This window comes from Magnetovibrio sp. PR-2 (assembly GCF_036689815.1).
In the GTDB taxonomy this organism is placed as follows: Bacteria; Pseudomonadota; Alphaproteobacteria; order Rhodospirillales; family Magnetovibrionaceae; genus Magnetovibrio.
Window position 1 is genome coordinate 16084 of the sequence record NZ_JBAHUR010000015.1, and the last position, 11240, is coordinate 27323.

At 51.4% G+C, this 11240-nt stretch carries 9 protein-coding genes; 2 read left to right on the forward strand and 7 right to left on the reverse strand.

Annotation, left to right across the window (positions count from 1 at the left end; all coding sequences use genetic code 11):
* Positions 1-177 precede the first annotated feature (177 nt).
* The gene (locus V5T82_RS15260) at positions 178-447 is read left to right on the forward strand and encodes a helix-turn-helix domain-containing protein (protein WP_332896527.1); all 270 of its coding nucleotides are present in this window, start codon (positions 178-180) and stop codon (positions 445-447) included.
* On the forward strand, positions 447-1550 hold the full coding sequence (locus tag V5T82_RS15265; protein ID WP_332896528.1) for a tyrosine-type recombinase/integrase: 1104 nt from the start codon (positions 447-449) through the stop codon (positions 1548-1550). Before V5T82_RS15260 ends, V5T82_RS15265 begins: the two co-directional genes overlap by 1 nt.
* Positions 1551-2217: 667 nt before the next feature.
* On the opposite strand, the gene V5T82_RS15270 is transcribed toward V5T82_RS15265, so the two are convergent.
* The 7 genes from V5T82_RS15270 to V5T82_RS15300 form a co-directional block, all read right to left on the reverse strand.
* Positions 2218-4848 (reverse strand): AAA family ATPase, encoded by a 2631-nt coding sequence (locus V5T82_RS15270; protein WP_332896529.1) that lies wholly within the window; start codon positions 4846-4848, stop codon positions 2218-2220.
* A gap of 531 nt (positions 4849-5379) precedes the next feature.
* Positions 5380-5880 carry a cyclic nucleotide-binding domain-containing protein gene (locus V5T82_RS15275; RefSeq protein ID WP_332896530.1) on the reverse strand — a complete coding sequence of 167 codons (501 nt, stop codon included), beginning with the start codon at positions 5878-5880 and terminating at the stop codon, positions 5380-5382.
* A gap of 184 nt (positions 5881-6064) precedes the next feature.
* The gene (locus V5T82_RS15280) at positions 6065-6793 is read right to left on the reverse strand and encodes a putative hemolysin (RefSeq protein ID WP_332896531.1); all 729 of its coding nucleotides are present in this window, start codon (positions 6791-6793) and stop codon (positions 6065-6067) included.
* Entirely contained in the window at positions 6786-7043 is a 258-nt protein-coding gene (locus tag V5T82_RS15285; RefSeq protein WP_332896532.1) for a hypothetical protein, read from the reverse strand. Before V5T82_RS15285 ends, V5T82_RS15280 begins: the two co-directional genes overlap by 8 nt.
* Positions 7044-7050: 7 nt before the next feature.
* The gene (locus V5T82_RS15290) at positions 7051-8709 is read right to left on the reverse strand and encodes an adenylate/guanylate cyclase domain-containing protein (protein WP_332896533.1); all 1659 of its coding nucleotides are present in this window, start codon (positions 8707-8709) and stop codon (positions 7051-7053) included.
* Between the two features lie 15 nt (positions 8710-8724).
* Entirely contained in the window at positions 8725-9210 is a 486-nt protein-coding gene (locus V5T82_RS15295; protein ID WP_332896534.1) for a hypothetical protein, read from the reverse strand.
* A gap of 19 nt (positions 9211-9229) precedes the next feature.
* Positions 9230-11113 carry a secretin GspD/PilQ domain-containing protein gene (locus V5T82_RS15300; RefSeq protein ID WP_332896535.1) on the reverse strand — a complete coding sequence of 628 codons (1884 nt, stop codon included), beginning with the start codon at positions 11111-11113 and terminating at the stop codon, positions 9230-9232.
* Positions 11114-11240 lie beyond the last annotated feature (127 nt).

Here is an 11240-nt window from a genome sequence, read left to right on the forward strand (position 1 = left end):
GACAATTCGACTTCTTTGCATTTCGGCAGATTTCTAAACCAATCTGCGGACTTGCTTGTCAACAAATTCTGCTTCTCCCATCTTCCAAATAAAAAAACACCTGACGACGTTGGTTTTATTTCGAGCGGTCATATAACTAACCATCAAACAATTTCATAAACTACACGGAGAATGTAGATGTCCCCACAAAAAATCTCTTTATATGTCAAAGCAACATACACAGCCCAAATGACAGGAGTAGACACAAAAACCGTTGTGTCTTGGATAAGGCGTGGAGACTTGCGCGGTAAAAAAATGGGGGATGTATGGCAAGTATGGAGGGAAGATCATATACGATTAATTGACCCTAATGACACTTTTGGAGCACGCAATACAACACAAAACAAGAACCTAGATGCTGTCCGAGCAAAGCAACACTTGGAACAACTTTTATCAGAGGTGGCATAATGGGAATCTATAAGCGCGGTAACATTTGTTACGTTCGTTTCCAAGTGAACGGAAAGATTTTTAACTTTTCTGCAGGCACTACCGATGAAGAGGAAGCTCGAAAACTTGAGAAAGTTATTAAAAAACGAGAGCAAGATAAAATACGTGGCATTGTCGAGGACATGCCGCTAGCAGATGCTATCGCCATCTTTGTTCGGCACATGAATGACGGTCGGACAAAATACAAACAAAGCTCAATCACACGCTACAAAACATCTTTTAAACAAATTGCCTGTTACCTTTCTGATGAGATGCTTAGTAGCGTTGATAAAGATTGGGTCGCTGGGTATGTAGCTTACAGGCGTGCGGAGAAAGAGGAGATCAGTAATAGAACGCTGCGACGGGACCTTGACGCTCTGAGTCTTGTCTTTCAGCACATGAAAGATGAACACGGGGCAATCGAACACAATCCTGTTCGCAAGTATGATGTGAACAAGTGCTTGCAAACAGCTAAAGTAGAAATCCGCATACCTTCCCACAGTGAAATCCAGATGATCATCGACGACATAGGACCGATGCTAGGCCGGTTAACGGCATTTCAAGCTTTAACCGGATTGCGCCAACAAGAGGCTTTGCAACTAGAGTGGCGTGATGTCCTCCTGGATCGAGGACGGATCATTATTCCAAAGAGCAAAAGTTCATCGCCGAGAACTGTTTTTTTGTTCAAATCAGCCAAGAAGATTCTTCAAGACCTTCCAAGGTCGCCGAAAGGTGATTTTGTTTTCTGGCATGGAGATGGGCATCGTTATAAACGTTTTGCCAATCAATGGAAAAGCTTTACGAAGCGACTAGGTTTGCCTGTGCGAGATCACGATCTCAGACACTTTTATGCTCATCTATATTTGATGAAGGGCGGGACGCTTCATGGCCTTAAAGAACAGTTGGGTCACAAATGGTTTGAGACGACCCTGCAGTATGCACACTTGAGCAATGAGCACATTGAAAGTGAGATGGAGCGTATGGGTGAATATCAACCTGACAAGAAGCCCAACGTTGATGTGAAGTTTGAATTTCCCAAAAAATGGAAATACAAGCAGCAATATCATCCAGGGTGGCCGAAATGACCAGCCTCTTCTTATAAAACCTACTCCAAAAGCCCTCGCTGATCTCATCGGGGGCTTTTTTATGTCGGCACGTGGTTGTTACAAAGTTGATACACCCCTGGCTCTGACTAAAACCGCAAATTATCATGTGTTTCCAATGCACTTAACCTGGGCAAGGGGAGTGCGCATGGGAATAAGGGAAATTGGACCCGCTACATTGTTGTTACACTACAAAAGGTCCTGAAGGTTTCATTCAGTTTACGATTGTTTCAACGTGCTGATTTTTAAGGAGAAATGGCGGAGAGAGAGGGATTCGAACCCTCGGTACCCGTGAAGGCACAACGGTTTTCGAGACCGATTAAAGTGCGTTGTTGGTCAGGCCTGTTGTATTAAAATATAATGAAAACAACACTTTGTATGGTCTGCGGTGGTTGTAGATGGTAAAAGGTAATGTATTATTTTTGCATGAAACTTGCACGAAGCGCGTCCCTCGATTGCATCAAGTGCATTCACCATCTTCAGCCTCAAACTGCCATCGGTCAAGTGCTGAGTGAGGTGGCGGATAGCCTCAGAGGAAGTGGGACGGCGAGTTGGGCCGACCTATCCAGGGGCGTTGCGCGGGGGGGGGCGCATGAAGGGGGAGCGGAAAACCGGAAAGACCGGGTTGCGGCGAATGGAAGGCCTTCCACTACTGCCGTTCTTTCTTGGCCGTATCAATCACCGCATCAACGCGACCAATAAGTTTTTCAAGCCCATCCACGTCGGGCATTCCGCCTGCAAACTCATCTGAGTTTGAATGCCCTTCAAGGAAACGGGATGTGTCGTCCTGTAATGCAACGATTTCATCCGCCAATTCGTTCGACCAGTTAACTTTGGTCAGGGCACCGAGGCGAACTTGCTCATCCCATCTCTGAACAACGCCTTTAAACAGGTGAAAAATGACCACCACCTCAAGTGTTCGACGCAACGCTCCCGCGCCGCTTCTGACGTAATCGACGCTCTCGCTACCCGTGACCTTTTTTGCCTTCGCCAAGAAATCCTTGGCCTTCGTTGTTTTGCGGTACTCCCTGGTATTGGCCGGGATATCCCCCAAATTCACATACCCAGGCACGCCCACTCGGCGTTCCACCCAATGCCGCTCGAAGGGTATCGCGGCATTCTCCGCATGGTCAGAGAGAAGCGTCAAAAACACGAGGTCATGGGTAAAAACGATCACCTGCCTCCTGGTCGCTTCATCGGCCAAACGGATGGCAATTTTTCGCTTCCGTTGATGATCCATCGACGTGACTGGATCGTCAAGAATGACGGCGGCACTGTCCGGATTAAGATTTACCTCCGTCAGAAAATCGGCGAGGGCCAATGCCCGCTGTTCACCTTCACTGAAAATGTCCTCGGGACGGTGCCCACCTTGAACCTTCAGCCCCCGCAAGGTCTGTCCGGCACTGCCTCTGGTTTTCAGTTCATAGGGCAGTGAACAGTCAAGAAGCCCGCATTCGTGATCCAGGCGCTCCCGATACGCCCCTTCGACATGCGTCTGAAACAAACTTCTTTGCTTATCGGTCAGGAAGCGCGTGTTCAGGCCTGAACGCTTTTGGGCATTGGCCGCCTTTAGCCATTTCAAATCCTCAACGTAGGACACGACATCCGCGATATTTATGCTCAGGACTTGGCGCTGTCTCAACTCGATATACTCTGCCTTCAGCTTTGCCAAGACCTCTTCAAATTTTCCATCACGCAGGGCCTTTTCCTGGTCCTCTATTTTTGCAACGGCATCACTCAGCAACTTGGCGGGGGGCAACAACTCCTCATTCGGCATCGATCCCGCCGAGTTGGTATCCAAAGCGGTTACAATCCCATCTCTGCGCTTGGTCAAGGCATCCGACACTTCATCTAACGCTGCGACAAGTTCGGGATCGATCTTGGAAAGATCGGAACGAATGCGGCTCTCTGCTGGCAGTAACGTCAGATCCAACTCGCCGAGGGACTTGATCCGGGCGTTGATCTGATCGTCCACGGCCAACATTGCCTGCCTAGCCGCATCATCCAGGAAAGCCCACATTCGCCGAATCAAAGTAGCAGAGGGCTCGTCCAGGGGGCGGTGGCACAACAGGCACGGCTCTCCCGACTGGGGGTAGGTTTCCTTTTCTGCCTGTCCTAAGTCGCGGCTGGCCTCGACAAAGGCATCCCATTTCTCCGTCCCTGTTTGTTTTAAATCCGAATGCTTTACCGCCTCGGCCCCGGCTTCAACTGCCTTGACAGTGGTTGCGGCCTGTTCGGCCAACAGCCCAAGTCCTGACTTGCAAGCCTCCTCGCTGATTTTTGGTAAGAAAGTAGCGATACTGGATTGAATTGAAGCGATGTCTGCTTTAGCAGCCGACAATGACTTCAATGCCTCGGCTGAGGATTTGGCCGCAGCCTCCTTCTCTTGCCGGGCAACCTCTTCCAGACGCTCCAATTCGGCTTTGCCGAATGTCGCACGTCCTCTCAGGGGGGCTATCTCTGTCTCGGAGCTAAGCTGTGCGATTTCATCCGCTACTGGGCCTGACTCAATAAAGAGCTTTCCAAAGTCGTTGGGATTTGTGCGTGCCTCTATTGCCGCATCAAGTTTCTTGCTAATAAGACCGATTACACGCCCCATCTCATCAAAAACATCAAACCCGACGGGTTGAAAGCCCAGAGTATTTTCCTGCGCGAGATGAATGCGAGCTGAGGAGGAGTCAAAAACACTTATTCTCTGAAGATCGTCATTTTCATCCTCAAAAGCAAAGTGAATGGTTTCGGCGCTTCCCCCTCTATCCAGGATAATTTCCATCGAAGCTGGAGAGTGAGTAGGAGTTGCGTCGTAGACGTTTCCGAATATGTTTTGATTTGAACGGCTGAAACACGCTGCGGATAACGCCCTGGCAAACCCGCTTTTCCCTGCGCCATTGTGCCCATATATGACGGTCAACCCCGGCCCGAAAGTTAGGGCCGATGTTTCCGGAATTGCATTTACACCTTTAAGAGCCTTCATCTCTTGAAGCTGAAGCACTCCAATGGCAACGGCATTGGCCCGCCCCGTCACCGAAGACGGAATGGCTGGCAGCTCCTCGGTCCCTTTATCGAGCTTGGCGGCGCGCAGAAAAAGTCTGTATGCTTCGTCAATCCGATCATCGCTAAGCTCACCATCCCTCACGGCATGTGAAACGGCAAAGCGTTGCCAATCAGGCAATGCCTTTCCCCAGGCCTCCAGCTCTTGCCAAATCGTGGATGCCGCAACGTCCTCAGAGATAACCTCTGCGTCCAGAAATATATCACCTGGATCTACGACATCAGCCACATCTGCCCCCTTGGTTGCCCAGTCATCAACATCTTGAATGTCTTTGTGAGAAGCCGGGCTCCCTCAATACTCCCTACCATTGGGGTAGCAACATACAACAAGGCAGTCAACGATAAGATGTGCAGTATCTCCAAGGGGCATGTAATGTCACGCCCCGAGAATTGACATTTACCCTGAACATCATGGCATCAGCGCCTGCGCCACAGCCTCCGGCAACACAAAACTCCCTGCCGCGATCAAGCGAACAGGGAGTCAAGTGTCGGTGGTTGCGGGGGCATGCTAGCATCAAGAGCCTACAATTATCACTCGAGTATAAGAACGGCTAAAAACTCTCGGATTCCGAACGTTTTTACGTATTTCTGGAAACCAGAAATTCAATGCCAGCTTTGCCCTTAGTTCCGGACATGTTGGCAAGGTGAGTAATATGCGTAAAAATAGCCATTTTTGCCCTTGATGCATTACGACAGTAGATGCGTCCTGGAGAACCTTTCGCAAGCGTAGTGATGGCTGGATTTCTACCGATCTGTCTAGCTATGCCCGTTTTTGTCGAGTTTGAGCTGTCCCGTCGAACACGGTGTCGAACATCAGGCTTAAGAGGTCCATCAAGCCCAAGGCATTTCCAGTCGTAGCACCTTTGTTTTTGACAAGTGCTTGTTTGTAGACGTCTGCCGGAAGGGAGCAGACCACACAATTGGAATTCGCAATCACGGATTTAACGTGTTCAGCCCCCAAACCAACGGCACGGTCCACAAATCCATCGCCGCACTCCAAAGGGGTGATGGTGGTGCTGTCTAAGTGGTTTTGAATACCCACGGCTTGGCCACTAACCAAGAAGAAAATGTCGTCGCGTCGCCCTCCGCCCATGCGGATGGTCGAACCTGACATGATTAAGCGGCACGTCATGCGCTTTTGCAATTCACGCTTCAACGCGTTGGACATGTCGCGCATGGCCGGGACTTTGATCGTTGCCAACTTGGTGAACGAATCACGTTGTTTGATGACTTTTGCTTTGCCGTTGATCAGTTGGGCCATGACACCCTCCGCTTGTCTAAATGATCCACTCGTGAGCCCTGCGGCCCTCTCTTGAATCTATTTAGCGCCCAATCCGGGGGAACATCAACGGTGCTGCGATTTCTGAGATGTTTCTGAGTTTATGGTTAAATATCAGTAAGTTATAGAGAAAAATAATGAGGCTTGCAGGTCTGCCCAAGCCTGTTTAAGAACACTCACCCCGAAACAAGGACCATTCCTCGCAGATCGCGCCGTTCGGCAGGTGGCAAAGTGTCACTTCATCTTTATCTGTCGTTTTGGTTTCAGTCTTCCCACCCAGCTTTGCGCAATTCATGGAGGCTGGGTTGGCCATCCCGATGGGTGATGATGCAAACTTCAACGTGACGATATTGCCGCCCTCACCGACGCGGACGCGGTCTTCGGTAATATCGATACGCGGCGCTTTGGCTCCGAACAGAGGATAGAGGCGCACGATGGACATCAGCAATCTCTTGGAGGGTTTCAGGCCATCACGATCATAAAGCTGATCCGTGTGAAAACGCACAAAGGTGAGGGTTTGAAAGATCCCGGTTCCGCCAGCCGGTTTGTCTTGAGTATGAAGCACATGAATGTCGTTCGCCACGCGGCCGAGATGACGATACGCATACCGCCCTGTGTCCTCTGAGGCGACTGAGACCCAACCGTCTTCATTCACATTAACGGCTCCACCAAATTGATTGCTTTCAAACGCAGCGCCGACGTCCATGGTAACCGTCATCGGCGGACGATAATCGGCGCTCCAATTTTGAAACGCTTTAATCAAAGTGGGATGGATCGGTTGGTCTTGATATGTGAAACGGGCATTTGCCTCGAACAACCCCACATCGCTACTGAGTGCAGGAGCTGACCACAACAAGATCAGGGCGAGAATGTAGCGCAGCGACAGCCTAGTCATGCGATTGACCTTTCACAGTTTCCACGATGATCAAGACCACCCCAGTGACAACAGAGAGAATTGAAATTCCGCCCCCCAAGGGCACGGACATGTACAGCAGCCAGTGATAGGTCTGCAGCTCCATGCTTCCCACCGCCATTCCGATGAGGGCGATCACCAGCGGACTGATCGCAATCGCGAAACCGACAGCGGCAACGATCCACATGCGCCGTGCCCACATACGTAAAGTCGGTAGAGAAGCTTTATCCATCCGACATCTACTTGGTATCAAAAACCCAGACACCATCCCAATCTGCGGGCGGTGGAGATTTGCGCAATTGAGAAATGCGGTTGAGATAAGCTTGAGCAGCTGTATCTCCGCGCGTTTGGGAAAATACAGTTTCAGCCCCGTCCCAGTCCTGGGCACGATAGGCGAGCAGGCCCGGAGAGAAGTCCTGTATGTCTTGCTCATCCGTCAACAATTCAAACACGCGAACGGGTTCTTGTTTGCCTTTGACGCGGATCAGATCGATTTCGCGCATGGGTAAATCTTTGCCAACCAATTCATGCGTCCGGTCCGACACCAAGATGTGTGTGCCATAGGCTTTGTTGGCCCCTTCCAAACGTGAACCTAAGTTGACCGGGTCCCCCATGACGGTAAAGTTGCGGCTGGCCGTGGAGCCGATGGTGCCGACAATCATGTCGCCACTGGATATGCCAATGCGCAGATCAATTTCGAGCCCATCTGCAGCCGCGCCAAGTTTAGTCCGCACGTCTTCGCGAAACGCATCCAGTCGACGAAGGGCCTCCTGTCCCGCTTTGCACGCCAGTGTGGCATGTGCGTCCGCGTCGCAAAACGGCGGTCCCCAATAGGCCATCACAGCATCACCCATAAACTTATCGACCACACCTTGGTGCATGGAAATGGCGTCCGTCATATGGCCGAAAAAATCATTGACCATGAACACCAGTTCATCTGGCTGCAAGGCTTCGGATATCGACGTAAAGCCTTTGAGGTCGATAAACATCACCGACATTTCGCGCCGCTCGCCGCCGGGGTCGGTGAACTCTGGATGGTCCAAAAGCCCAGAGACAATGCGCGGATCCATATATTTACCGAACGTGTCTTTGATGCGTTCTTTCAAACGCAGCCCGCCCACCATGTCGTTGAAGGCAACGCTCAACCGCCCAATTTCATCTTGGGTGCTGATCTGCACTTCTGTGTCAAGTTGACCGTCCTGGACAGCCTGCGCACCTTGCACCAATTTGCGGACATTGCGCACAATGATGCGGGTCACAAGACCGGCAAATAAAATCGACAAAACCGTCGCCAGAACCGTCAAGGCTGAGTTTACGATGAGCAACTTTTGCTCATCACGATTGACCTTCTGCACAGCTTGGTCTGTGATCGCGGCGAGATGATCGTGCAAGGCCCCAATCGCTGTGCTCAAGTTGTCTTGCTTGGTTTCCAAGTCTGCTTTTAGGCTTTCAAACACGTCATGGTCTTGCATGCCGTGCGCCGTCATCATCCCCACACTGTGCGCTTCAAACGCTTGGTAGTGTGTCTCAATGATGTTGAGGTGCTTGGCGATGTCCTCTTCTTTGGCAAGGCGCAACATTTCGCGAGCATGGTCAAATTTTGCAATGACCTTTGCCACCAGCTTTTGATGACGCCCTTGTTCCTTCGCAAGGGCTTGACGGTCATCTTCATCATCGGGGTTCATGGCCAACACACGTTCCAGCACGACGGCTTGGTCCAAAAAGGCCACGTTGATGTGGCCGACGGCCTGGGTGATGGGCAGGTCGCGTTTGGCGATGACGCGCAACTCTTCACTGATGGTCGCCGTCAGTTGAATGGAATATACCGACACGGCCACCATCAAGGACAAGACGACAGCCGCAATACCAAAAATTTTCTGACCGATGTTGAGATGCATTGTCGCCCCCGTCGCCTAGGGTTGGGCGTAACAGGCGTTGGACATTGTGCGCAATGCCGTCACACGCTGGTTTAAATCGCGCAGCCGTAAAGTGCCGATGATGATGCGGTCAACCAAATAAACTTTGTACTTATCCAACTCATTAATTTGGTCGGCTTCTCGCAAACGGATCTGCACATCCCATCTGCCACCAGGAAAATCAACGACATCCATTTGGATGTCATACCCTCCACCATGATCGACTTCGATGTTGGCATCCGGGTTGGTGAGTTGAAGGCACGCGATAAAATCGTAAACAGGCAGCAGATCTTGGTCCGGCGCATTGAGGGCATAGACGGTATCGTTGGGGACTTTGTAAAACCTCATATCCGCAAAGATGGATGAGGTCTCCTTAATGACTTGGACATCCCCTTTGGCGCTGTCCTTTACCGTCCAAGCCGCTTGGGCTGGGGCAATGCTGCCCACCATCAAGGTCACAGCGATCGCAAATGATCGAAACATGGCGTGCTTCCGATCAGGCCTAGAAGTACAAGAACTGCAAAACGCGTTCGGTCATGCGTTCCAAGCGCCCTGGGAAATTCCATTTTTCCATGCGCACGTCGCCGGACCGGAACTCGGTAAAGAACTTGCCGTTTCTCAAGTGCCAGAACACCGCATCCAAGTTCGACGCCGGTTTGTGCCAAGCTTTGCTGGCTTTCAAATCAGCCAAATGCTTTTGATCCATTTGGGCGTCCGCAGGGTTGGACATATCGACTTTGTCCGATCCATCTTCATAGGTGTAGTTCGGCTTGCGCGGCGTAACCAAGATCAAGACGGACTTGGTGTAGTCCAAAGTGTTTTCGGACGAAAACAGATACTGGACAACCGGAATGTCTTGCAACAGCGGAACACCATCGCGCAGGTTTTCCGTTTCTTTTTCGCTGAGACCGCTGAGCACCAAGGTATCGCCGAACTTCATCGTCACATTTGCGGTGACCGTGTTCTTCGTCGTTTGGGTGAAGTTGTTGAAGCCTGCGTTTGAAGAGCGCCCTTCGATGAAGGCGCGGGCGGCAGTGACTTTCAATTCCACTTCATCCGCGCCCCAGAACTTCGGCGTCACATCCAGCTTCACCCCCACAGGCACGGATTGCACCGCACCTTGAGAGCCCGAAGAGCCAGTGAGTTCGACGTGCAGAACGGCACCGGAAAAAAATTCGGATTTTTTATTGTTCAACGCCACCAAAGTCGGACGGGCCAACACTTCGTTTTTGTCGAAGTTGTCATTGAAGATGTTCAATGAGTAAGACGCCGACAGGGAGAACGACGGATTGACCGTAAACACCGTGGTGCCGGAGTTTGCGCCATAGTGGTTGACGGTGCGGCTGTCGTTCATGCTGAACAATGTGCCGGACAAGGTGGAGGTCAAGCCGCTCAACAGGTTCACACCTTTGGACGTTGCTACGCGTTCTTCGGACCGGATGATCACCACATCGACCAAAGCCATGCTTTTGTGATCGGCTTTGACTTTGGCTTTGGCGTCGGAAGAGACAGAAGATGCAGAGCTGCCATAGGAGCTTGAGCTGTCTGGTTTGATGCCTTCGGACGTGTCGCTGGACCCGAAGATATCCGACGTGCTCTGCACACGGTGCAAGATGGCATCGTTTTCTTCGTGGAATTTCTTCCAATCGTTCATGCGGTTTTTCAGGTGAGATTTGCGAAAACCGTTGACGTTTCCGGCCATGGCATTGAACGCAGCGTATTGGAACTCGGCCTTGTCGGCTTCGCCAGCGGCGGCGTAATAGAGCGCCGCGTCATACGAAATGCTTTCATCGTTGGGGCGAAGCGCGGACGCTTGTTCAATGGCGCCTAGCGCCGTGTCCAGGTCTTGGGCGTAGTAGGACGCGGTCGCAAGTGCGCGCAGAATATCGACGTTGTCGTCGTCATATTGAAGGGCATAAGCGAACGCGTCTTGCGCTTCGCGGTAACGCTGTTCGGAAAAACTGATTTGACCTTGCTGGTAAGCGGCCCAGAAGTTGGACGGGTCGTAGCGCAGTGCCAAGTCGTAGCCGACCTTGGCCATATCCAACTGGCTGGCGTCGCCTTGTGCGGCCATCAAGTGATACGTGAGCCCATTTAAGAAGTGCAGGTGCGGGTTCGCGGGTTCAAACTTCAGCGCCTTGTTGAACGCCTTGGACGCGGCTTGTAGCTCTTTGGCGTCCAGAGCTTCGAGCCCGGCGCGGATCCAAGGATCGTTCAGACGGTCGCTTTCGATGTCCTTGATCATTTCGACGAACTTCGGTTGCGCCGCTTGATCGGCCGTGCTCAACGCCGTCGAGTTCAAGAAGTTTCCGGTCGTCGCCTGACACGCCGTCAAGGTCCCTGCCAAAAACAGTACGGGAAGAATTTTTGTTGAACGGTAAACCATGATGCCCCCAAGGCTCTCGAATTACTGAGTAAAGTCTAATCACTTCACACAACACTATGATGGCAAATCGCCGTCTGGGTCAATGAAACTGGTGTTTCCGGGATGTTTCTGGCGAGAAACACCGTAA

Coding starts and splice junctions, on each gene's coding strand:
- V5T82_RS15260 (WP_332896527.1), top strand. CDS start 178: ATGTCCCCACAAAAAATCTCTTTATATGTCAAAGCAACATACACAGCC.
- V5T82_RS15265 (WP_332896528.1), top strand. CDS start 447: ATGGGAATCTATAAGCGCGGTAACATTTGTTACGTTCGTTTCCAAGTG.
- V5T82_RS15275 (WP_332896530.1), bottom strand. CDS start 5,880: ATGGCCCAACTGATCAACGGCAAAGCAAAAGTCATCAAACAACGTGAT.
- V5T82_RS15280 (WP_332896531.1), bottom strand. CDS start 6,793: ATGACTAGGCTGTCGCTGCGCTACATTCTCGCCCTGATCTTGTTGTGG.
- V5T82_RS15285 (WP_332896532.1), bottom strand. CDS start 7,043: ATGGATAAAGCTTCTCTACCGACTTTACGTATGTGGGCACGGCGCATG.
- V5T82_RS15290 (WP_332896533.1), bottom strand. CDS start 8,709: ATGCATCTCAACATCGGTCAGAAAATTTTTGGTATTGCGGCTGTCGTC.
- V5T82_RS15295 (WP_332896534.1), bottom strand. CDS start 9,210: ATGTTTCGATCATTTGCGATCGCTGTGACCTTGATGGTGGGCAGCATT.
- V5T82_RS15300 (WP_332896535.1), bottom strand. CDS start 11,113: ATGGTTTACCGTTCAACAAAAATTCTTCCCGTACTGTTTTTGGCAGGG.